This window comes from Corynebacterium sp. KPL1986 (genome assembly GCF_000477975.1).
GTDB classification, from domain to species: domain Bacteria; phylum Actinomycetota; class Actinomycetes; order Mycobacteriales; family Mycobacteriaceae; genus Corynebacterium; species Corynebacterium accolens.
Genome location: NZ_KI515719.1, coordinates 1,222,237 through 1,243,690 on the forward strand (window position 1 = coordinate 1,222,237; position 21,454 = coordinate 1,243,690).

General features: G+C 57.5%; 30 protein-coding genes and 1 tRNA gene. 4 read left to right on the forward strand and 27 right to left on the reverse strand.

Features of this window, described 5'->3' with window-relative positions:
- Positions 1–13: 13 nt before the first annotated feature.
- From HMPREF1287_RS05670 to HMPREF1287_RS05780, 27 genes are all read right to left on the reverse strand, one after another.
- On the reverse strand, positions 14–406 hold the full coding sequence (locus HMPREF1287_RS05670; protein ID WP_023017042.1) for a capsid cement protein: 393 nt from the start codon (positions 404–406) through the stop codon (positions 14–16).
- Entirely contained in the window at positions 399–1,868 is a 1,470-nt protein-coding gene (locus HMPREF1287_RS05675; protein ID WP_034654329.1) for a head maturation protease, ClpP-related, read from the reverse strand. Before HMPREF1287_RS05675 ends, HMPREF1287_RS05670 begins: the two co-directional genes overlap by 8 nt.
- Complete coding sequence (locus tag HMPREF1287_RS05680; RefSeq protein ID WP_156905102.1) at positions 1,861–3,255, reverse strand: hypothetical protein; 1,395 nt, start codon at positions 3,253–3,255, stop codon at positions 1,861–1,863. Before HMPREF1287_RS05680 ends, HMPREF1287_RS05675 begins: the two co-directional genes overlap by 8 nt.
- Positions 3,245–4,834: a phage associated protein gene (locus HMPREF1287_RS05685; protein ID WP_034654186.1), complete on the reverse strand. Its 1,590-nt coding sequence runs from the start codon at positions 4,832–4,834 to the stop codon at positions 3,245–3,247. Before HMPREF1287_RS05685 ends, HMPREF1287_RS05680 begins: the two co-directional genes overlap by 11 nt.
- Positions 4,803–5,126: a hypothetical protein gene (locus HMPREF1287_RS05690; RefSeq protein ID WP_023017038.1), complete on the reverse strand. Its 324-nt coding sequence runs from the start codon at positions 5,124–5,126 to the stop codon at positions 4,803–4,805. Before HMPREF1287_RS05690 ends, HMPREF1287_RS05685 begins: the two co-directional genes overlap by 32 nt.
- 131 nt (positions 5,127–5,257) lie before the next feature.
- Complete coding sequence (locus HMPREF1287_RS05695; RefSeq protein ID WP_023017037.1) at positions 5,258–5,599, reverse strand: hypothetical protein; 342 nt, start codon at positions 5,597–5,599, stop codon at positions 5,258–5,260.
- 197 nt (positions 5,600–5,796) lie between these two features.
- Positions 5,797–6,222 carry a hypothetical protein gene (locus HMPREF1287_RS12425; protein ID WP_156905104.1) on the reverse strand — a complete coding sequence of 142 codons (426 nt, stop codon included), beginning with the start codon at positions 6,220–6,222 and terminating at the stop codon, positions 5,797–5,799.
- A gap of 155 nt (positions 6,223–6,377) precedes the next feature.
- Positions 6,378–7,184, reverse strand: coding sequence for a hypothetical protein (locus HMPREF1287_RS05700; protein ID WP_156905105.1), 807 nt, complete (start codon positions 7,182–7,184; stop codon positions 6,378–6,380).
- Positions 7,185–7,215: 31 nt separating this feature from the next.
- Positions 7,216–7,815 (reverse strand): hypothetical protein, encoded by a 600-nt coding sequence (locus HMPREF1287_RS05705; protein WP_023017034.1) that lies wholly within the window; start codon positions 7,813–7,815, stop codon positions 7,216–7,218.
- Complete coding sequence (locus tag HMPREF1287_RS05710; protein WP_023017033.1) at positions 7,803–9,176, reverse strand: DEAD/DEAH box helicase; 1,374 nt, start codon at positions 9,174–9,176, stop codon at positions 7,803–7,805. Before HMPREF1287_RS05710 ends, HMPREF1287_RS05705 begins: the two co-directional genes overlap by 13 nt.
- A complete protein-coding gene (locus HMPREF1287_RS05715; RefSeq protein WP_023017032.1) occupies positions 9,157–9,438 on the reverse strand; it encodes a VRR-NUC domain-containing protein in 282 nt (93 codons plus the stop codon). The genes HMPREF1287_RS05710 and HMPREF1287_RS05715 overlap by 20 nt, the downstream gene beginning before the upstream one ends.
- 270 nt (positions 9,439–9,708) lie before the next feature.
- Positions 9,709–12,201: a virulence-associated E family protein gene (locus tag HMPREF1287_RS05720; RefSeq protein ID WP_023017031.1), complete on the reverse strand. Its 2,493-nt coding sequence runs from the start codon at positions 12,199–12,201 to the stop codon at positions 9,709–9,711.
- A 130-nt stretch (positions 12,202–12,331) separates the two neighbouring features.
- Complete coding sequence (locus HMPREF1287_RS12430) at positions 12,332–12,739, reverse strand: hypothetical protein (RefSeq protein WP_023017029.1); 408 nt, start codon at positions 12,737–12,739, stop codon at positions 12,332–12,334.
- 12 nt (positions 12,740–12,751) lie between these two features.
- Positions 12,752–12,931 (reverse strand): hypothetical protein, encoded by a 180-nt coding sequence (locus tag HMPREF1287_RS12435; protein ID WP_023017028.1) that lies wholly within the window; start codon positions 12,929–12,931, stop codon positions 12,752–12,754.
- Between the two features lie 308 nt (positions 12,932–13,239).
- Positions 13,240–13,836: a DUF2815 family protein gene (locus HMPREF1287_RS05735; protein ID WP_023017026.1), complete on the reverse strand. Its 597-nt coding sequence runs from the start codon at positions 13,834–13,836 to the stop codon at positions 13,240–13,242.
- Positions 13,837–14,028: 192 nt separating this feature from the next.
- Positions 14,029–15,471 carry a DUF2800 domain-containing protein gene (locus tag HMPREF1287_RS05740; protein WP_023017024.1) on the reverse strand — a complete coding sequence of 481 codons (1,443 nt, stop codon included), beginning with the start codon at positions 15,469–15,471 and terminating at the stop codon, positions 14,029–14,031.
- Positions 15,472–15,474: 3 nt separating this feature from the next.
- Positions 15,475–15,864: a hypothetical protein gene (locus tag HMPREF1287_RS05745; protein WP_023017023.1), complete on the reverse strand. Its 390-nt coding sequence runs from the start codon at positions 15,862–15,864 to the stop codon at positions 15,475–15,477.
- Positions 15,864–16,037 (reverse strand): hypothetical protein, encoded by a 174-nt coding sequence (locus HMPREF1287_RS12440; RefSeq protein WP_023017022.1) that lies wholly within the window; start codon positions 16,035–16,037, stop codon positions 15,864–15,866. Before HMPREF1287_RS12440 ends, HMPREF1287_RS05745 begins: the two co-directional genes overlap by 1 nt.
- Positions 16,034–16,243, reverse strand: coding sequence for a hypothetical protein (locus HMPREF1287_RS05750; protein WP_023017021.1), 210 nt, complete (start codon positions 16,241–16,243; stop codon positions 16,034–16,036). The genes HMPREF1287_RS12440 and HMPREF1287_RS05750 overlap by 4 nt, the downstream gene beginning before the upstream one ends.
- Positions 16,240–16,419, reverse strand: coding sequence for a hypothetical protein (locus tag HMPREF1287_RS05755; RefSeq protein WP_023017020.1), 180 nt, complete (start codon positions 16,417–16,419; stop codon positions 16,240–16,242). Before HMPREF1287_RS05755 ends, HMPREF1287_RS05750 begins: the two co-directional genes overlap by 4 nt.
- Entirely contained in the window at positions 16,419–16,613 is a 195-nt protein-coding gene (locus tag HMPREF1287_RS05760; protein WP_023017019.1) for a hypothetical protein, read from the reverse strand. Before HMPREF1287_RS05760 ends, HMPREF1287_RS05755 begins: the two co-directional genes overlap by 1 nt.
- Positions 16,591–16,791, reverse strand: a complete 201-nt coding sequence (locus HMPREF1287_RS05765) for a hypothetical protein (RefSeq protein WP_023017018.1) — start codon at positions 16,789–16,791, stop codon at positions 16,591–16,593. The genes HMPREF1287_RS05760 and HMPREF1287_RS05765 overlap by 23 nt, the downstream gene beginning before the upstream one ends.
- A gap of 64 nt (positions 16,792–16,855) precedes the next feature.
- Entirely contained in the window at positions 16,856–17,050 is a 195-nt protein-coding gene (locus tag HMPREF1287_RS12115) for a helix-turn-helix domain-containing protein (RefSeq protein WP_023017017.1), read from the reverse strand.
- 195 nt (positions 17,051–17,245) lie between these two features.
- A tRNA-Ser gene (locus HMPREF1287_RS05770) sits at positions 17,246–17,321 on the reverse strand.
- 425 nt (positions 17,322–17,746) lie between these two features.
- On the reverse strand, positions 17,747–18,202 hold the full coding sequence (locus HMPREF1287_RS12445) for a hypothetical protein (protein WP_156905106.1): 456 nt from the start codon (positions 18,200–18,202) through the stop codon (positions 17,747–17,749).
- Between the two features lie 4 nt (positions 18,203–18,206).
- A complete protein-coding gene (locus tag HMPREF1287_RS05775) occupies positions 18,207–19,004 on the reverse strand; it encodes an antA/AntB antirepressor family protein (RefSeq protein WP_023017015.1) in 798 nt (265 codons plus the stop codon).
- A 58-nt stretch (positions 19,005–19,062) separates the two neighbouring features.
- The gene (locus HMPREF1287_RS05780; RefSeq protein WP_156905107.1) at positions 19,063–19,380 is read right to left on the reverse strand and encodes a hypothetical protein; all 318 of its coding nucleotides are present in this window, start codon (positions 19,378–19,380) and stop codon (positions 19,063–19,065) included.
- Here HMPREF1287_RS05780 and HMPREF1287_RS05785 point away from each other — a divergent pair.
- From HMPREF1287_RS05785 to HMPREF1287_RS12695, 4 genes are all read left to right on the forward strand, one after another.
- A complete protein-coding gene (locus HMPREF1287_RS05785) occupies positions 19,373–19,630 on the forward strand; it encodes a hypothetical protein (RefSeq protein ID WP_034654193.1) in 258 nt (85 codons plus the stop codon). The genes HMPREF1287_RS05780 and HMPREF1287_RS05785 overlap by 8 nt on opposite strands.
- A 301-nt stretch (positions 19,631–19,931) precedes the next feature.
- Positions 19,932–20,456 (forward strand): transcriptional regulator, encoded by a 525-nt coding sequence (locus HMPREF1287_RS11930; RefSeq protein ID WP_023017012.1) that lies wholly within the window; start codon positions 19,932–19,934, stop codon positions 20,454–20,456.
- Positions 20,449–20,820, forward strand: coding sequence for an ImmA/IrrE family metallo-endopeptidase (locus HMPREF1287_RS05795; protein ID WP_023019839.1), 372 nt, complete (start codon positions 20,449–20,451; stop codon positions 20,818–20,820). Before HMPREF1287_RS11930 ends, HMPREF1287_RS05795 begins: the two co-directional genes overlap by 8 nt.
- A gap of 170 nt (positions 20,821–20,990) precedes the next feature.
- Positions 20,991–21,371 carry a hypothetical protein gene (locus HMPREF1287_RS12695; protein ID WP_232218821.1) on the forward strand — a complete coding sequence of 127 codons (381 nt, stop codon included), beginning with the start codon at positions 20,991–20,993 and terminating at the stop codon, positions 21,369–21,371.
- The last annotated feature ends 83 nt before the right edge of the window (positions 21,372–21,454 follow it).

A 21,454-nucleotide genomic window follows, 5' to 3' on the forward strand; every position in this document is an offset into this window, starting at 1 on the left:
TAACGCGCCTCCTTTAGGCTGCTACGGCCGATGCCGCGGCATGCGGCAGGCCGTTGAGTACGGTCAGGGTCTTGTTGTTCTCGGTGGCGCGAACAGCGACGCCTACCTGCACGGTGCCGGACGCGGAGACCTTGCCATCAGCGGCGGCATACACTGCGGCGCCGGCCTTGATGGTGTCGGTGGTCTCGAGCTTCACAGCAGCAACACCGTAGTGAACTGCGAGTTCCGGTGCGCCGGCTGCTTCTGGGGCCAGGCGGCCCTTCTCAGTGACGGCGCCGAAGATTGCGCCATCAGCAGCGGCGTGGGCGATCTTGCCCTCATCGTTAACTGTCACGAGTCGGAATTGCTCAACTTCGGAGGCAATCGGGAAAGTGATCGGCCCCTGGCGGAAAGTTGGGTTAGACATACTTCGTCTCCTTCTTCTTATTCTTACGGTTGGCCGCTGCCTTAGCGCGCATGCGCTCAAGGGTGGTCATGTTATCCATGTCACCGGAGTGGCCAAGCTCAGCCACCGGCACAGCCTTATTCTTCGGGAGTGCACCCCAAAGGCGCTCGGCGGCGACTGGGTCTGCCTTGTAAGCCGCTAGTGCCTCACCGCGGTGTGCAGCGGAGTAGCGACCATCGCGGATGTGTCCGTCAATCTTTGCCTCAAGCTCGCGTGCCTTGTCGGCTTCGAGCTGCGCGGCGTACATTGCACGGTCCGCCACGTACTCATCCCAGACAGCCTTAGGCACAGTCACCACAGCGTTCGCTGGTGCTTCCGCCGGAACATCACCAGCAGGCGCCTCGCCCTCATCCTCGCCATCGTCGGAGAGGGAGCGAACCTTGAAGCTCACCGGAACATCAGTCGTGTCGTTAACCTTCACGGTGGCTTCAACAACGTCACCAACCTCAACGCCGACCGGTGCCTTAGCTGTCACCACACCAGTCGCCTCGTCAACAGTGAAGTCCCAACCCTCAGGCACCGTGCCCGGCGCGAATGCCAAGCCCAGTCCGGTAGCGTCCATCGCCGCGTTCTGCGGTGCTGCTGGTGCTTCCTCGTCACCTGCAGCCGGCGTATCGCCGATGGTTGGTTCAACCGTTACTCGTTCGGTTGGTGCGATTGCGGTCTCATCCGGGTAAGTGACCTCGACTTCGCCGGAGACTGTTACGGTCTCATTAAAAAAGCCGGAGAGTGCGCGCTGCACATCCTCCGGCGTTTTACCCAGCTCCTTAGCGAGCTGATTAAGAATACCCACAGTATCCCCTTTCTCTTGATTTGTTTCTGGCACCGATTCCGGCCGGCTACCAAGTGTCGGCGGCGGCGCCGCAGACCGGGACGAATATTTATACGACGCCATTACCCGCGCACGCCCAAGCGTCGCTGCAGGAGTACTAGACTTCGCATCCTCGATAGCGTCCACCAGCCCCGCGTCAAGTGCTTCCTGCGCGCTAAACCAGGTTTCAGCTTCCATACGCTCAAGCCACTGTTCGGTGGTGCCGCCGGTACGCTCCGCGTAAATCGCTGCGAGCTTTGCGTCCTGGCGTTCGAGGTCAGCAATCGTCTTCGATAGGTCAGTCGAATTGCCCATCTGCATGGTCCACGCCCGGTGCACCATGATTTCCGCGTTAGGTCGAGCAACAACGCGGCCTCCGGCGCCCGCGGCGATGAACGACGCGGCAGACGCTGCCAAAGATTCAATGAAGATTGATACGTCGCCCTCGTATCCGCGCAGTGCGTTGAGGATTGCGATTCCTTCGTACACGTCGCCGCCGCCGCTGTTTAGGCGTACGGTGACAGGTTCGCCGCCTGCCTGTGAGAGTTCATCAATGACTTGGCGGGCGACAATGTCAAAGCCGACTTCGCCGTACATCAAAATGTCATTCAACTTCCCCACCCCGTTTCGCTATGTCGCGCAACAACGCCGTAACCTGGTTTTTCGTGAAAACAGCGCGCTCTTTAACAGCAACCGGTGCTTCACTCTCCCCCTCTGATTCAGGGGTTAAGGTCACGCCCATTTCTTCCTCCGCTTCACGAAGCTTCTTCTTCGCCCTAAGCGCGTCAAAAAGGTCACGCGGCGCGGGGATACGGAACGTTGAGCGAACCCAACCCTCAAGGTTTGGTTCCTTCGTCAGCACGCCCTGAGCCGCCAGCTGGGAAATATCACCCGGCGTCAGGTCCTTCTGAACCTGAATACGCGTTGAGGTAACCAGCGGCAGCGTCCCGTCATACTCCGGGAAATTCAACGCCACCAAACGCTCCACGATGTACTTCGTAGCCACGTCGGCCACCAGTTCCACGTGTGACTGTTCACCCTGGATAAACTCGCCAAGCTGAACGTTTGCCAGGGCGTACGAGCCGCCCGCGCCGGTCAGGTTCAAATGGGTTGCGTTGCAGGCAATGGCGATCTGGTTGGAGTGGTACTCCATCGACGCCGGAATATCCGGCAACGAACCAGACACGCCCTCGACGGGCATATCCGCGCCCGGCGGCAGCGAGTAGCCGGCGACTTCGCCCGCGGCATAAGACTCGGCAAGCTCCTGGCCGCGCGCAATCTCCTCTTGCACCTGCGAACGATCCGTAAGCTGCGACGCCTTGTATTTTGCAATGCCCATGCCGTTTCGCTGCAAAACGAGACTGTTGAGTCGCTGCAGTTTCATCAACTCAAGCCAATTATCCCGCGCTGGTTCAAACACACTCGAGCCTTGCCACGTATCATCACGTCGACCACTGCGATACACCACGAGACGCTCAACCGGGATAAACACCTCACCCCGGCCCTTCACACCGCGCTGTGTGATTCCTTCAAGGCCGCCGTCGGTGGCAACGTGAATCTTGCGGATAGACAGGTTCGGACGCGGGGCAAGCTTACGCAGGTGCACCAGCCCATCCGGGCCGTACTCGTAGACCTGCTCAAAAAATGCCACACCGGTAAAAATCGAGTCCAAAGCCACGCGCAGATGCTCCGCCCAAGACACACGCCCAGCACGCTGCGCAGCAATGCCCTCCTCACCCTTCACAGGCAAAGACAAATCACCAGAAACAAGATCAACAATGTGCTTAGGCGCGCCATTCGGGTCAATACTCCACGTAGCCTGCTCAATAGGCTTACGGATAGCGTTCTCGACCTGGGCAACCTTTGCCGTAGAACGCATCTCCAGCAATTCCATCTGGCGCGTATCCCACTGCTTCGGCAAATTATCGTTCGTCCGCACTCTCCACGCCGGCACAGACGCATGACCAACCTCAGAAACCATCTGCTTCTCAGGCAACAAGAACACCTCCAATCAACTTCTTACGTTTAAACATCGGGAACGAATCAAGCGGATTCACCGGCTTCGACTCCACAGCCTTACGCTGACCAGACTCAACCCCCGCCAGCCACGTAGCCAGCCCCCAAGCCGCAAACGTCGCCGCAACAAGCTCAGAAACATCACCGGAATAACGGTCAATCGCCGGATACTTACCATCCTTAGACTTCCGCTCCACCGCCTGCTGTAACTGCGACTCCCACAAATCAGAACCATCATGGGAGACAACACCATCAACCACACCCTGGCGAAGCTCGCGGAACGCCAACGACACCTGCCCACCATTTAAAAGCACCGGCTCAATGCCAGCCTGCAGCAACTGCGCGACCATCACCGCGCCCGGCGCGCCCTTATCCAACAGCACCGCCGCCGGGTCGTACTTATCAACAAACCAACGAATTAACTCAACAGCAGAAGTAACCTCAAACGACTTCCCCACCGAATGAGCCACCAAATGCACACCACGTAGAGTCTGCCCAGCAGCTACAAACGCCACAGTCGACGAATCAGGGGATACCTCCACGCCAAGCACGCACTCCCCCACGCGCACATCCCGCGTGACAGCAAGCTCACGCCAACGCTCAAGCGGGAAAACATACTCATGCTGGGACGCGCCACGCAGATCAAACCACAACCCCCAGCCCAACATCTCAACGTCAAACCCGTTATCAGTGAGCTTGGAGCGCATCGAGCGCATCTTCTTGCCGTCCACGAGCTTCGGGAAACCGTAGGACGGGTTAGCCAGCTTATGAGTCAACGGGTCATCACGACCCATGCCCTCGGGCGCGGCAAACTCAGCGAACAGCATGCCCTCGTTATCCCCGTGCAAAGCTTGGTCACGAATCTTCGACAATTCCTCACCCTTCGGGTGATTGAACCTGTTGACGGCCGATGAGGTGTACACAGTCTGCGGGTCCTCAGCCGCCAACTGCGTCGGCGCGACAGCCTCCAACTCGCCAGACTCAAGGTTGTAAGCCTCGTCCAGGAGCAAAAGGTCAATCTCGTCGAAACCACGGCCCATGTCATTCGAGCGTGTCGAGAACTGCAGTTTGCCACCCTCGGCGGTTTCCATCTCAGCCTCACCCGCACTCGCGGTATTACGAACCAGACGCCGCGCAGCCCACGGCTTCGACTTAATCTTCTTCCAAATACGATTACGAATCGCTTTCGCCGTGCGCCACTGATGAGCAGAGAAAACAATCTGATGATGCAGAACAAACAGCCGATAGAGGATAACGACCTCAAGAATCAAAGACTTGCCGTTCTGGCGAGGGCACAACAAAACAATATCTTGATGCAGCCAACGCCCCTTTGAATCAACAGCCAGAGACCGCATAACCTGCTCCCGCTGCCACGGCATCAAAGTTACGCCAAAACGCCGCGCCAACTCCACAGCCTTCTCGCCGTGCGTGAAATCCCCACCATCAACATGAACATATTCCTGCGGCGACTGGCGCCCCTCAAGACCCGGGAACTCACTCTCAATAATCTCCCGAAACTCCGCATTGTAATCAGAGCCCCGCGAGCCCGTCTTCCTCACCATCAGAGACACCGTCACCCTGCCTCCTTTGAATCTCCGCCAACAACTGCCTAAAAACCGTCAACAACTGCCGCTGCTCAGACACCGCAGTATCCAACTTCAGCACCAATTCCCCCTCACCAGCGAAAATACGAGTCCACGTATCCTCATCACCCGACGTAATCCTGGCCAAACAGTCCAAACGGTCCTTAGCCCTGGCCGCTTCAACGATCAATGCCACCGTCGACACGTCCCAATCTCCAACCATCAACTGGTCATAAAGCCGCTGGCCACCAGGCCCAAAATCTTCCGGCATTTCCCACCTCATCAACGTCTCTTCTTAGCTGATAAACCCGTAATTTTTCGGCACCCTGAAGAAATGCCCGATAGCCAGGCCGAGGGGGGAGTCTAGGAGCTGGTCGGTCAGGATTTTAGGCACCCCGTTGTTTAGGCTGGCCAGGTGATGATGCGGCCTTTTGGCCAATCGAGTCCTTCTGCGCCTGTTGGGTTGGTGCCCTGGTGTGTGTACCAGCCAGGGCCGTGTTCTTGCCAGTGGTTGGCGATGCTGCGGTTACAGCGGCGGTGCAGGAGACGGTAAGCCAGCTGTGTCTTGTCGCCTTGGCGGTGGTCGGCTTCGAGTGGTGCTTTGTCTGGGTTGTTTTTGGGGTCGCGGTGCATGGGTTGGCCGCAGATGTCGCAGGGGGTGCCGTCTTCGAGGTTGTAGAGGAGTTGTTGGCGACGAGTTTGGTGGTTGTGGCCGTAGCCACGTTGGGTGGAGCTAGTCATCATGTGTGCTCCTTCCCTTTTTTGTTTGTGTCTTGTCCCGGTCGTGAATCGGTGTCCTGCACTCGGGGTTTGAATTTTTCCTGGTGAATAATGTGGTGAGTCAGGCGACAAGGCTTGTTAAAACGACGAAAACCCCCAACGCGTGTTGAGGGTATAAGTTGTCGTCGCGTCGATTATAGCACACAGCGTGACAAGACAGGCTATTCCGAATTTAAGCTTTTCAGGCTCGAGGAAGTACCGCGGCGTGCTTTAGCATCTGACTTACGGCGCTCGAGTTCGTCAGCTTTGCAAGCATTGCTCCAGTGGTAAGCCAATTGACGGGAAACTTGCACACAACCAAATACCGACCACAAAACCAAAATAAAGGGAACAGCAGTAACTCCCCACATTAGCCAACTATTATTACCCAAAATTGGAATAACATTCGCCGATACCAGTCCGGCAGCTGAAGCGGCTGCCGCGACTTGGGCAACTATCTGAAAAGGCCGAGCAGCACCAGCGACCCCTGACTTCGTTTGCGAAAGCATTTTTGCGTAAGCCGGTGAGACAACTCCCACCAATACCGCCATAGCCGTAAGGATTAGGGTAGCTACCCCTGCGCCGACACCCGCGATTCCAATAAACATTGACTGCAAGCCTTCTCGACTAGCACTCGAAATCGCGGGGACGATCGCAACTGCGCCTCCCACGAGAACCCCAAGAATGAGGTCCGGTGACGCTACGATACTCCACACTGGGCCTAAGTCACGGCGCGGTTTCTTACCCATCATCCCTACCCACTTTAATCTGCTCGCCGCGATACCTCGGCAATATCATTGTTCGAGACTTCTCCGTTTTCTAACGTTTCGATTTCAACGGCTTCCTCTTCCGAACCTGCTATTGAAGAATATTTAGTCTCTACATTTTGGCCTGTCGCATCCGACCTAATTCCTACAAAGTCAGCCTCTCCATAACCTCGCTCCGTATGGAGTTGGGTTTCTTGCAGAAAACTGGAATCTAAGTCGAGACCTTGGTCCGAGCTCACTTCTAAGGTTGCAACTTCAGCTTCAGCACCCTCCATAATTTCTTCAAGGCTTTTCGCCTCTCCATAATGAGGATTTGGTTTACGAAGTTTGTACTTAGCGCGCACGATTTTGTCAACGCTATTTTTCCATTGCTCAAAGCTCACAGCTCGTTTCAATGGGCTCAACGTCCACTTTTCACCTTCAAGTGAAAGTAAAGCTCGTATAGCTCCCAACGCTGAAGTAACTCCTACATTAGGGGTTGACTGAATCGCCAAGCTGAGGTTATCCAAGTTCACTGCAAACGTAGCCGAGGAACCATCCTTGAATTGGACCTCTTGAAAGTCCAGTTCTTCTTCATCCCATATTTCAGAAGTCTTCGGCCTGTTGATAAAACCTAATTTGCCGATTACAACATTATCTATCTTATCGACTCTTCCAATTCGCCACAGCCGCCCGTAGCGTTCGACTCCACTGCCTTGAGATAAGGCGTTTTCCACACGCTGACCGGAGCTTTGGTTTGCGAGCATTGGCTCAACAGGTGGCTCGATTTTTACCCGATAGACTTTTGCAAAACTTGACGACATGCTCTGAAGTATAGAGCTAGTTGACCGTACTTCAGGTTCGATTTATCGACGAGTCTTGAGCGATCTGAAGAACCTCTCTTAAGGAATATTGAATCCTATCTCCGTCTTTACTCTGTATCCTTTTTCGTTGTGCCCATTTGCGCAGGAGTTCGGGTGTGATTCGATACCCCTGTTCTCTCAACTTGTAGGTGATGGTTCTCGCGGTGAGCCAAACTTCCCCATCGTCGTCGACTGTTCCTACCTCATCGTCGTGCGGTCGGCAGTGGCGGCTTATCACCTTGGTCTGGTGCTCGAGTTCGTCGGTGAGGTCGCTTGCCCAGTCGAGTTCTGCTATGGCTTGGGCGTGGAAAGCAAGCTTGCGGCAAAGGGCGATGGGCCCTGTCTCATTGTCGCGTATCTTCACGTGCACGTCTCCGAGTGCGTTGAAGGCAACTTCGCGGAGTTTGACTGACTGGTCGAGCCAGCATGCGACGTAGAGCCAGTTGCCGGGTGATTGTGGTCCGGGTGCTGGTTTCATGGTGCGGACCTCGGGCGGTGCGGGGCGTGAGTACTTGAGACTGTCGAGTTCCTGGTAGAGGTTGGCGAGTGTGCGGGCTAGGTCTCGTAGGTCGCGTTCATCTACTTGAGACATGGGGTCTCCTTGAGTTGTGCTTTGACGGCGTTGATGAGTGCGGATTGGGTTGTGTCTTTACGTGCCAACGCCGCCGATACCTGGGTGTCGATGGTGTCGGCGGCGTTGATGTGTGTGATGGTGACGGGCTCAGTTTGTCCTTGTCGGAAGAGGCGGGCGTTGGTCTGCTCGTAGAGTTCGAGTGACCAGGGTGTGGTGAGCCAGACGAGGATGTGTCCGCCGGATTGTAGGTTCAGGCCGTGGCCGGCGCTGGCGGGGTGGATGAGTCCGATGGGTATGTTCCCCGCGCACCAGTCGTCCATGTCTTGGGCGGTGGTGAGTTGTCGGGCTTGGGGGAAGCGTTCGAGGATGCGGGTGGCTTCGTGTTTGAACCAGTAGGCGACGAGGATGGTGTTGCCGGCTGCTGCTTCGATGATGTCTTCCAGGGCGTCGAGTTTCGCGTTGTGGACGGTGATGGTGTTGTTGTCGTCGGTGTAGATGGCGCCGCTGGCGAGTTGTTGGAGTTTGCCTGCGAGTACTCCGGCTGAGGGGGCGTCAATGGTGTCGTCGTCGATGGTGGTGACCATTTGTTTGCGGAGTTCGTCGTAGTTGCGGCGTTGTGGTGGTGTGAGGTGGATGGTGTGGTTGGTGTAGGTGCATGGTGGGAGGTTGAGGTAGTCGGTGGTGCGCATGGAGACGGTGATGTCGGCGATGGCGTTGTAGATTTCTTGGTCTGCTCCAGGTTTGAGGTTCCATTGGTAGACGATGTGACCGTTGCGCTTGCCAGGGGTGAAGTAGCGGTCGCGGAATCCTGTGATGGTGCGGCCGAGGCGTTGGCCACCGTCAAGCAGCTTGAACGGCGCCCAGAGGTCTTCGAGGCTGTTGGGGGCGGGTGTTCCTGTTAGGCCGACCATGCGGGTGATGTGTGGTTGGGCTTTGGTGAGTGCTTTGAAGCGTTTGGCTTTGTGGTTTTTGAATGATGAGAGTTCGTCGATGATGACCATGTCGTAGGGCCAGGTGCTCCCCTGCTTTGTGAGTTCTTCGACGAGCCAGGGGAGGTTTTCGCGGTTGATGATGGTGATGTCGGCGTTTTGGTTGAGGGCGTTGCGTCGGGTGGTGGGTGTGCCGATGCAGGTTGCGGTGGTGAGGTTGTGGAGGTGGTCCCATTTGTGGATTTCGGCTGGCCATGTGTCGCGGGCTACGCGTAGTGGGGCGATGATGAGGGCTTGCCGTGTTTCGAAGGTGTTGTAGATGAGGTTGTTGATGGCGGTGAGTGTGGTGATGGTTTTGCCCATGCCCATGCCGAGGAGGAGGGCGGACCGTGGGTGTTCTTGGATGAAGTTGATTGCGTGTTGTTGGTAGTCATGTGGTTTGAATTTCATCGAGGATCCTTGGGATGTCGTGGGGGTTGTCGCACCAGGTGGCGTAGTGGCCCATGTTTTGGAGCCATGTGAGGCGTTGTTGTTGGAGTGGGCGGGGTTTCTTGCCGGGTGCTTTGAGTTCTACGAAGCCGGTTTTCCCGCCGCGGAGGATGATGAGTCGGTCGGGGGCTCCGGACCATCCGGGGCTGGTGAATTTGAGGGCTTTTCCGCCGCGTTGTTTGGTGGCGTTGATGAGTGCTTGTTCGATGTGTTTTTCGTTCATGGTTTTTGTCCTTTTGGGGACAAGTGGCGGTTTTTCCTATATACGCGTCCGGATTAGGCGTTATGTGTGTCTGTGCATACATAAGGGTTGTCTGTATGTCTATATTCTCCTTAGGTATATTTCTTGTCCCTTGTCCCTGTAGTGTGTTGTTTCTTTGCTTGCGCTGGGGTTTTTCTTGGGACAAGGGCCGGGACAAGCAAATTGTGCTTGTCCCGCTTGTCCACCCCGGGACAAGTGATTTTTTTCGTCTTGTCCCGGGGTTGTCCCGCCCTAGTTTTGGGCCAAAATTCGGTCTCTTCGGTACACGCGCTGGCGCCCATAAATTGGGAGCCGTTCTCGTTCTCCAGTGTTCTCCCAGCCGTCGATTTGGGCCATGATGGCGGCGATATCGTAGGAGTCGGAGCGGCGCATGGTGTCTGGGTCGCGGCCGAAGCATTCTGCCCAGATTTCAATCTTGGAGACAGTCTCGCGGGGGCCGGCGTTGTCCCACATGCTCGAGGTGATGCATTCGGCTGGCAGCATGCCGCCGTCGAGGTGGATGCGTCGCATGCCTAGCGGTAACTCTGCCCAGTTACCGGGGAGGACCTTTTCTAGGTATTCGGCGACGATGCCGGTTCGGTCGTCGGACTCGGCGGCGTCGACTTGGTGTTGTTCTGCTTCTGCGGCAAGTTCTCCTTCGAGGTAGAGGGTTTCTCCTTTCTTTTCATAGTGGACGGCTTCGGCCCAGATTTGGTCGATTGTTGCTTGGTCGAGTGTGTGGACGCTGGCGTGTCCGTGGCCGGCGACGTTGACGGTCCACCAGCGGCGGTTGCCTGTGGGGTCGCGGAGGAAGCCGTCTTGGGCGTTGGTGGTTGCGATGAGGATGCACTCGCGTGGGTAGACCTCGATGGTGCGTCCGTAGGCGGGGCGGTATTTGTCGGTGGTGCGGCTGATGAAGGATTTGACTTGTTCGGCTTCGGTTTTGCGCATGCCGGCTAGTTCGGCGATTTCGACGATGATGTTGCCGGCGAGTTTTTCGGCGGCGGTTTTGTCTTTCATGTCGCTGATTGCCATGTCGTCGGTGAACCATTGGCCGGCTAGTTTGGACCAGATAGTGGATTTGCCGATGCCTTGGGGGCCGACCAACGTTAATACTTGGTCGAATTTGGTTCCTGGTCTCATTGTGCGGCGGACGGCGGCGACGAGGGTTTTGCGGGTGACGGCGTGGGCGTAGTCGGTGTTGTCGGCTCCGAGGTAGTCGACGAGGAGGGTGTCGAGTCGGTTGATGCCGTCCCAGGGTGGGAGCATTCGGAAGTAGTCGCGGACGGGGTGGAATGCGCGGGCGGCAGCGGTGGCGTTGAGAGCGTCTTGCATTTTGGTGGGTGCGTAGAGCCCGCCGTAGGTGGCTGCGATGGATTGTTTGAGCTGTGCCATGTCGGTTTCGGACCAGCCTTCTTTGACTTGTTTCCAGGGCAGTTTTTGTGGGTCGGTGACTGCGAGGGTTCCTGCGTGGGCGTTGAGGCTGATGTGGTTGTAGTGGTGGTCGTGGGTGAAGATTTGAACGAAGTTGTCGAAGGTGTCTTTGATTCCTCCGCCTTTTGTCATTTCGAGGTCGGCGACCCAGTCGGTGTCAGTATCAGCGGCCGGTTGCTCGCCAGTGTCCACGGCGCTCTCCCCTGCCGTGGCGTCCGGGACGACGTCGAAGACTTCGTTGATTTTCTCGACGGTTTCCTTCGCGTTTTCGAGCTTGGTGGCTCGGTCGTTGGTCGCGAGCTCCGTCATGGCGACATACGACGGCAGCTTGTTGACCGGCGTGCCGGCTACTGCTTCCTCGTCAAGGTGCCCGAACTTGTGGATGCGGACGAGGTCGAAGGCGGTGCAGCGTTGTTCGCAGGCGGGGTCTGTGGCGTGCTGGGAGTAGGCGATGGTGTCGTTGTCGTAGATGATGAGGCCGTTGGTGGAGGTGCCGCCTTGGTAGGTCCAGCGGTCGGGCATGGTGCCGGGTTTGTAGACGTCGGTGAGGAATGTGGTGATGGCTTTGGTGATTGTGTATGCGCGGTTGAAGGCGCCTATCATGCCGGGTTTTTCTCGGGGGTCCTGGAACTTGCCGTCGGACTGCTGGGCGCGTTGTGCGCGTTCAGCGTCGTCTTGGGTCATGCCGGGCCAGGTGGTGATGTCTGTCCAGTCGGTGTAGCGGCCTAGCCAGGCGTCGACGTTGAGGTCTTCGCGGCCAGTGGAGACGTGTGCTTGGTAGTCGCCGTCGGTGGTGGCGGCTGGCCAGTACATAAAGCGTTCTGGCTGGTAGGTGGTGTGGTCGAACCATTCCAACCCTGGGTTGATGTCTTGGGCTGCGCGCCTAGCTAGTGCGGTGTATTCGTCTGGGGTGACTTTGCGGCCTAGCCAGATGATGACGCGCCAGCGGGGCTGGTCTGGGGTGTGGCTGGTGGTGGTGTGTGCGAGCCATGCTGCGTCGAGGTTGTCCTGCAACACCTGTGGGAGGTCTGTGTCTTTTGGGAGGTTGTCGATGTCGAGGGTGATGGCGGAGCGGTTGTGGACGTGGCCTTTGCGGCGGCGTCCTTGTTTGAGGTGTCCGAGGACGTAGCCGCCGTGGTCTTTGGCTTTGTCGCGCTCGGCCTTGGGTAGTGCTTGGTATTCGGCCTGCGTCATGTCTAACGCTATGGGGTCGTAGATGCGGGCGGTGAGGTCTTGTTTGGTGGTGAGTTGGTTGTTCCAGTATCCGCTGGTGCGGCTTGTGGCGGTTGAGATGGTGAGTTCGCGGTTCATCGTGTCCTCCTTTCGAGGGTGGTGAAGAGTGTGATGAGTGCGTCGAGTAGTTGTGTGCTGCATTGAGAAACGCCATGGTCTGCGAGGAGCAGGCGCATGGCGTGGCGTTGTTGGTTGGTGTGGGTTGCGGTCATTGGTCCGTTTTGAGTGGGGCGATGATTTCAACGTCGCAGTCGTCGGTTCGTAGCCAGCGGGTGCCGTTGAGGAACCACCAGGCTTCCAGGTCGATGACGCTATGGGTGCGGACGACGAGTTGTGGGAGGCCGCCGCATACGCTGGCGAGGAATGGGGTCCCGGCTGGGGAGTCAAGCGGCTCGACGTCGTCGGCGCTTTCTGAGTCGGTTTCCGCGTACTTGATTTTGTAGCGGTAGCGGGCATCGGCGTCGAGGCCGATGTCGTCCGAGGGGATGGTCACGGTTAAGCCGTAGATGTTGCTGCCGATGTGGCGGATCGTCGGCTCTGGGTTGTGCATCACGATGAGGTCCTGGCCGTTGACGCGGAAGGCGTTAGGGCTGATGGTGATTTTTGGAAGTTCCATGAGGAGGTTCCTTTAGCGGTAGCGGAATACGGGGCGTGGTGCTGTTTCGCGCTGGGCGTGCTGGTGGGTTGGGATGGCTGCGAGTTGGCGGGCGCAGGCGCGGCCTACGATGGCGTGTTGAGCTTCGGTGAGGTGGCCTTGTTCGGCGCGGGTGACTAGCCGGTCGATGAGGCTCGGAAAGGTGGTTGGCATTCGAGTCCTTTCAGGTATGGGTCGTTGTTGAGGGCGAGGTGGTTTGCAGCGTGAAGGGCTTCGGACCGGTTGTTGAAGGTTCGAGAGAAGGGGAATCCGTAAGGCACGACTATGAGCACGGCGCTTTTGTAGATGGCCCAGCGGCGGGTTCCGTCCTCGCGTATGTAGGATCTGACGAGGAACATGGGCTGGGTAAGGCGTTGCATGAGCGGTCCTTTCAGAAGGGCGGTTCGGGTTTGTGGTGACTTGTCCCCTAACCAGCACGGGCTGGCTGGGGGTGTTAGCCGCTACAACACTGAACTGTGTGGTTAGAAGCCGAGGTTGGCCGACGGCGCATTCACGCCCGGCTGGGTGCCGATGGCGGAGAACACGTCCTCTACTGCGGTTGGTTCGGCGCCCAGGTGCTCACCATCGCGGACCTTCTGGATGCCGGTCAGGGACGCGGCGACGCCGACGTTTCCGGAGTTGGAGTAGACGTAGAACTGTACGGCGGCGTTAACGTACATGCCGGAGTAGACCTCGGACTGGTCAATAAGCGGCTGAACGTTCTGGTCAACAACAAACGGCTTGCGTGCCTGGGTGGCTTTCGCGCTGATGAACCAGTGGCCCTGGTAGGCGTCGCCGCGGCTGGTGCCGTCGTTCTTCGGTCGGTCGCCGTCACGCAGTGGCGGGTACTGGGTCATGGTGGGGTCGATGGGCTGTTTGATGGTGCCGCGGGAAACCGCGTCCTTGATGGCGGCGTCGATGGCGGTGTTGATGGCGGTGATGGTTTTCTCGTCGGTCTTGGGGACGAGGAGAACTGCTTGGTATTTGGGGTCTTGGCCTTCTTGGGCTGCGCGTGGGGTGAACAGGTCGTTGAAGCTCAGCCGAGCTGGGAAGGTGACGTCGCGGTTTGTGATTGCCATGGTGTGGTTCCTCCTTGGAACATTAGGTGGGTGGTTATTGTTGGTTCAAAGGTGCCGGTGAATCTCGTCGACCAGCGGCGAACATGGGGTTAGGCGGCGTCCGGGTAGTCCGGCTCCGGGCCAGTGGCATCTTCGAACTTCTCCCCTGTGGGGTTGAATAAGTTCTGAATCTGTGCGTACTTGGTTTCTTGGTCAGTCATTGTTGTCTCCTCCTATTGGTTGGAATACGGTTTCTGGGGTGGCTGCTTGTAGCGCTGGCCGTTTGTCGGACTCCGGGACGAGGGTTGGCTTCCCGGCGGGCTTGTGTACTAAGTCTCCGAGCACATCTTGGAACTGCTTCTTGCCGAGCAGCTTCGTCATCGCAGTGACGCCTAGTAGCTTCTTCTCGTAGGGGTCATGTCCGGTCTTTTCGACCGCGGCGGCAACTTTCTCCTCGTCCGAGTATTTGCGCACGCTGCGGCCTTCCACGAGCTTCAGCCCGGGGTAACAACGGCCGTTGTTGGCCTCGTCCAGGGCGAATTTCTCCACTTTCGAAAGCCACTTCTTAATCTCCCCAGACCAGGCCACGATGTTGGCTACCTGGGCGTCGGTGAGTGTTTCCGGGGCAGGTGCTGCCGGTGTAGCCTCATCTGATTCTTTCGGCAGCGGTTCGAGGTATTGGGCCGCGAGTGCTGGGCATTGTGGAGCATGCCGGCAGAAGCGGCACCAATCCCCGGCGTTGAGCTCCCCCTCACCTTGGATTGCGAGCTGCGCGCGCGGGGCGACCACTTCCCTAGCCCACGTAGTCAGTTCGTCGACGCTGATTTCATCGACGCTCACGTTATTTAGGCGGGGTTGAAAAATCACCATGCGTACTCGGTCGATGTTGTAAATCATGCCGAATTGGGCTAGGGCGCCAAGCGCGTACAGTCGCATCTGCGGATTACCCACCGCGCTGACCTCTACACCTTTGCCATATTTCAGGTCGATAACGGTCATGGTGCCATCTCCGACAATGAGTGCGTCGCCAGTACCGAAGCCGCCGGGCACGATGTGGGAGAAGTCGAGGCGTTGTTCAATGGTGAGGAACGCAGCTGGGCTGGTCTCCTGGGCGCGCGCGAGTTCTGCCATGACGTTATCGGCGTAGTCGTCGGTGTGGGCGTCCATTTCCTCGTTTATCCAGTTGGAGTCCCCTACGAGGATGGATTCGTCTCCGTTGAGGAGGCGTAGTTTGTGCTCCGCGAGCTCATGGGCGGCGGTGCCTTCCGTCGCGGCGTCGGACTCACTATCTGGGTATTGGGCTTCAAGTCGTGGCGCGGGGGTGCAGTTGAGCCACCTGTGGGAGCTAGAAGCAGACAATATGGCGTGCGCCCGCCCGGTGTGCTTCACCTCGCCCGCTGCCTTGTCTTTCGATTCTTCCAGCATGCCGAATGTTCGTACTTTGTCGAAAGTAAGGCGCTGCGGTCCGTCACCACCATTGTTGAGCGGTACAGTCTTTTTGTTCAGCCTGCCGAAGATTTTCCGAATATCGCCCCGGTCATCTTCAATGTGAGTAATCCCTGCTTGGGTGATGGTCTTTTCTACCCTGGCGCGCTCATCGTCGTTGGTGAAGTCGATGCTGGTGGCATCGAGTAGGGGGACGTAGACATCTGTCATTGTTTAGTCCCCCTTGTGGTGTTTTTGGGCCATGGTGATGAGCTCCGTGAGCTTGTCGGCTGGAACGTCGGTGAGGGACTGGACGTTGAAGTGTGGGAATAGGGTTCCGGTGACCCAGTCGGGGCCTTCGGCCTGGACTATGCTGCGAAGCAGGGTCTGTGCTTTGGGGAGGAGGTCTTCGTTTGTGGGTGCTGTTGCTTCTGACTGTGGCTGCGGCTGTGGTGTCTCTGGCACGGTGTCTGCGGGGTGACGGTTGTCCGAAGTCTCCGAAATCTCCGAAGTCTCCGGCTGCGTTTGTTCGGTCTGGTTGTTGATTGCTTCGGCGCAGCGGCGCAGGAAATCCTGGCCGATAGCCAGCAGGTCGAGGGTAAGGTCTTTGGTCATCCAAGTCATTAGTGGCGGTCCTTTCTGGTGTTCATGAGTTCGATGCCGCGGCGGGTGGCAAGGTGCCGGCCATCGTCGGTGGTGTAGATATAGCCGTCGGTGATGAGTTCGTTGAGCTGGGCTTTGTTGATGGTTTTTCCTGCTGCCCAGCGGCGTAGCAAAGAGAGGATGTAGGTGTTCATTCGGTTTCCTTGGAATGGTCGAAGCGTCCGAGTGTGATGTCGGTGAGTTCTATTGCGGTGTCGTAGTCAAAGCCGCGGCTGGTGAAAAGGTGCATGAGGTAGATGGCGTCTTTGGCTAGGGCGGAAAGCACTACTTCGTGGCGTACAGTTGCTTCATGGGCTGCTGCGAGACTGTGTGCTGGCAGGTCACTGGGCTTAGCGCTCATAGCTGCTCTCGTTCTTTCTCGATTTCCACCTCAATCTGGTGGCACAAATCCCGCAGGGTGGGGAAGGCATCTCCGTGGTCACGGGCCCAGTCGAGCACTTCGCCTTCGAGGCGGGCTAGGGCGACTTTCTTCGCTTCTCGCGAGGGGGTGATGGATTCGTACCCGAATACTGGCATTAGAGTGCTCCCAACCAGAGTGGAGGGACTGCGATAACGGCCATGAAGACGATGCCGATGAGGATGCCGGCGATGAGCATCGCCCAGGCGAAGCGCATACGCTTGGCGAGTTGGTCTTCAAGTCGGGCAATTTTGCGGTAGTCACTGCTGGTATCGCGGCGTGGTGGGCGCTTAGGTGTGTTCTGGGTTGGCATTGCGAATCTTCCTTTCATAAGCACTGGTGAGTGAAGCAATATGGTGGGCGTGCGCGGCTCCGTCCTTGAGGCGGCGGCGAATATTTTCCGGGGCGCGTGTGTAGCGGTACAGGGCCTGATAACGGCCCTCGATTTCTTTCAACTGTGCGATGACCTCAGCTAGTGGGATTTCGTGCATTAGCGCCACCTCATTGCATAGTTGCGGCGGTGTTTGCCGCGGCGGAGGAGTTTCTTGAGCCAGTTCATGCGGCACCTGCCGGTTCCACCAGGGCATCGATGACCCGACGCGGGAACACGACCCGGTCGCCAACGGTGATAGGTCGCAAGTGCGCAGCTGCACCGCTTTTCACATGGCGATAAAGCGAACGAGTACTTACTCCGAGGATTTCGGAGGTTTCGGCCACGGAGTACGTTCGGGCCTGTTTGTTAGGATTCATGGTGTTCTCCTTTCGAGAATCGAGAATTGGGACCCCGCACGTGCTTGGTAGGCCGCGGGGTCCTTTTCGTGTGGGGGTGCAGGCTAATCAGTGCCCGGCGCGGCCCTGCTGGAAGGCCAAGGCCGCGAACGAATGGCCGGGTTAATACCTTTGGGCCGCGTAGTGTCCGCATGATGGATAGCCCTTTGACACCCCTGGTGCCGCGTCCTGGAATCGAACCAGGGTCCATGTGGGCTTCTTCCCACTCCTCTACCAATTGAGCTAACGCGGCTGGTATTTACGTCCTTGGTGGTTCCCTCCCGCTTATGGCGGGGTTCCTGCCTGTCGGCTTGGCCAATGCTTCACGGACATGTCGACGTGGTTCTTGGCCCGGTATCTTCTATCAGGACAATTCACTTTTCAGTTCTCGATACAACGTTTTTCGCCTAGGCTTAACCCCTCAGGGATTAAGTCACCTTGACGAAAATTTGGGACACACAAGTACCCAGTGCCCGCAGGGAGGCTCGCACTCCCCCGCCTGCTAGTCGGGCTAAAATTCAGGGATGGATTGGAATCTCTTTGTTGCTTCACTCAGTTTGGGATTTGCTCCAATAACGGTGTGGCTTGCACGAAAGCAGATAAAGCTCGAGAAAGTGAAAGAAACTTCTTACTCAATAAGCATCGAATTGCGGCAGTCAGAACAGCTGGACCTACTCGTCAAGCACAACGGGATTTCCCCTCTCCATCGCTTTTCTGTCTGGGTAAAGAACGGCGAGAAACATCAACTACTGCACGAATCCCCAAAATTTGAATCTGGAGATGCACTAGAGGCCCCTGGCCTTGAGCAGTACCCTGACGAAGTTCTTGTGACATGGTTCGTTCCTCGTCGCTCTGGGAAAGGTCTTCAGTCTCAGGCTCTTCGCGTCCGCTACCATTCGGGGCAACATAATCGTGTCGAAGAGTGGAAGTACTACTGGTGGACACCACTCCGGTTGTCCCTCCGTACTCGTCTAAGAAGATGGTCGTATCTGAAACTTGAGGAAACTCCGACAAAGGCACCCCTTGGTTACTGGAAGGCTCGTCCTCATGGCGTAGACCGTCCCGGCGGCCGGCCAGGATGGCCAAACCAACCACAATAACCACAGCAGCCAGACACAAAAATGTTTTAGACATCGCACTACACCGACCCTGGCAGTGCGTCGTAGATGGACTGGTCAACCTGGATGCCCGCATTCTTCGCGACGGCGATTGCCCAACCAGCACGCACGTACAGCGTTTGCCGTACTTGGCCGTTGTGGTAGCGGGGAGCATTGTGTTGTGCCCTAATATCGAAAAGATTCCGGTAAGCGGCATAGGCGCGGTACTCATTACGGTCAACCACATCACCTTTGCGCGATGACCATTCCCGCGTTTGGGTCTTGCGGTAAATCATCTTCGCGTCCAGTAATTTCTGACGCACCTGCGGCTCAGTCAACCCAAAATGTGCGCCCCAATCTTTTACAGTCATCACGTCCGAATCGATAGAAACGCAATGGTCGTAGTACTCCACTTTTGGCTTAGCGGCCTCCAAGGCGAGGGCCTGGTCCGCAGTCTTAGCTTCCAATTCCTTAATCGTGTGGTCGGCGACTTTGATGGCGCGGGCCATGATTTCTTCCGGCGACAACTCGGCAGGCTCCTTAGCGCGACGCTCACACTCAAGGAAATATGCGCGAGCCTGCTTGCCCTTGTCGGTGCGCTGAATCATGGAGATTTCCTTCGCCATGTCCAACGAGACGATGTGGTCAATTCGCGGGCGGCCAGCGCCGTTGGGTTTATCGGAAAATTCCGAGAAATCCTGACCTGCGGAAAACCCGTAGCCAATCATCCGCTTCATCCAGTCGGTATAGCTGTCACGCACCTCAAGGAAAGCGTGTAGGTCTCGGCCCATAACGGCTTGAGTACCTTCGTTATTGTGAATCGGGATTAATTCGTTCATGATGTAAACTCCAATATGAGTAGTTAATTTCGCCCCTTGTTCCCGCAAGGGGCTTTTCTTATGCGGCGGCGTGGTCGAATACCGGGTCAAAGTAGCCGGAGAGATAGCTGGCGTCTCCTTGTAGGGCTGCGACCTTGAGCGCCAGGCGCGCTGTGACCATTGCGCCGGCACGCAGTCGCGGCAGGTCTTCGGGCTTCACGCCGATAGCGGCCGCGAGCTGTTCGTCCGTGTCGAGGTGTCGGGTGCGCATGATGTGGTCGAGTGCGCCGGGGCGGAAGCGGTAGCGTGGCGGTTCCATGTGGCCTCCTTTCTGGGGGCGGTAATCTCCTTTATTGGGCGCAACCAGCGCCGGAAAGGAGGTGATTATTGTGACCATTTCTCGTTCTGATTCGTGGCGGGAAAAGGCTGACGCTTTTGCTTCTGACCTACCGATCTCTGCTGATCTTTTTTCCAAGTTTGCTGATGATGTCGATAACCTTGGTGAAGGTCCGGTAAGCACGGAGCGGCTGATTACCCTTGCTTTGAGCTGGGCGAATGAGTCTGCAATCGCGGTGGCTCGTGTTGAGGCTCTTGCCCGTGGGCTTGAGTTGAATATTGCCGAGCCCTCGGGTGACCTCTCTGAGTAGTGAGTCGACTTCCTCCGGCGTGTAAGACCTTTCACCGCGGAGGTTGACGGTGGTTTCCCCTGGCGTTGCAGCGCTGGGGGTTTCCTTATTGGTGGCCATGTCGTTTCACCTCCTGCTTGTAATTACGGGGCTGTAAGTCTGTGCCGGTGAGGGTGTTTCCTGCGCCGGTGATTACATTTTGCAGCCAACGGCGGCCACTCGCAACTACACCCACAGTACACTACACCCGTAGATCACCCCCGTTACACGGTTTAACCTGCTAATATTGCGGGTGGCGGCAATCTGCAATACTGTTAGCCATATGAACAGCAACGAACACGAAACTTGGCTGCAGGACCTCATTGGCGGCGACTCCATGCGCACCGCAGCACAGCGCACGGACTACGCCCAGACGACGATTAGCCGCCAGCTATCCCGCGGGCACCTGTCCCCCGAGATGGTCATTGCCCTCTGCCGCGCTTACGACCGCTCCCCCGTGCAAGGCCTAGTCGAGACCGGCTACATCAATGAATACGAAGTCGAAGGCGTAGACCTCGCCATCGCGCTCCACGACGCCACGAACGAACAGCTCCTCAACGAAATCATGCGACGCTCCGACCCCGAAGCCCGCTATCTCTTCGGCGCCGACGGGGACAGCGAGGTCGTAGATATCGATGATGCCGGAGGAGCCGCCGTGTTCGACATCCAAAAAGCTCGTGTCGACCCCTCCGATTACGATGACGGCACCGTCCGCGAGTTCGACTATGACGAGTCCGAGTACGCGGCAGACTCATCCCCCGATGAGCAGAAGATTCGTGAAGAAAGAGGTGAGGATCCGATTGATTGATGCCCTCATTGCCGAAGCCGAGGCCCGCGGCTTTAACGTGCGGTGGCACCGTGGCGGACCCAAGGCCGCATGGATACCTACGCGGAACATCGTGACCGTGCGTGTCGGCATGGACGATGCGACCACTCTCTGCGCCTTGGCACACGAGCTGGGCCACGCGCACTACGGCGACCCGCCTGGCCACCACGGTGCACACGAGCTCCGCGCCGATCGCTTCGCCGCCCGTCTCCTGGTCTCCCCCGCCGAATACGCCGCGGCTGAAGCCCTCTACGGGCCACAGCTCTCACTCATAGCCCACGAACTCGGAGTGACAGTCAAAGTCCTTAAGACTTGGATTACTCTCTATGAAAGGACCGCAGCATGAAAAGGGTCATGCCCATAATTCTCACTATTCCTCTCGCTTTGACCGCCTGTAGCGGTACCGACAACGCCGCCCCTTCCACATCGAGTACGGCCGATACATCATCGACCACGACGTCGACGTCTTCCTCGGCGTCTGCCTCGAGCTCGACTTCCAGCACGGCGCCGCCAACCGTGCAGACCACTACTGAGCCGTCCATCAACGCCCAGTCTCCAACCATCGCATCAGCTAACACGGAGGCCCCGCCGGCCGGCGCACAACCAACTTTCGTTTCCTGCTGGGAAAACGGCTACGCACAGCTATCCGATATGAGCGTGGTCGAGTGGCCGGATTGTGCGCTTCCCGCCGATGAAGCGTCCGTGCTCGGCCCCGGCCCGGACCCGGCAACCATCCCCTACGCTGACGGCGGTACGTGCCCCGCCTATAAATGCGGGTACGGCCACGACGAGAACGGCAACCCGAACCCCAGTAATTCCGAAATTCAGTCGTGGTGGTCCGATTGCACCGCCACGAACACGGCGGAGTATTGCCGGGCCAACGACCCGTACCAGTAAAACAAAGACCGCCCCAGCGCTCTCCAACTCCTACATCTTCGAGCACCAAGGCGGCATTTATCAGACCACACCCCACAAGGGGC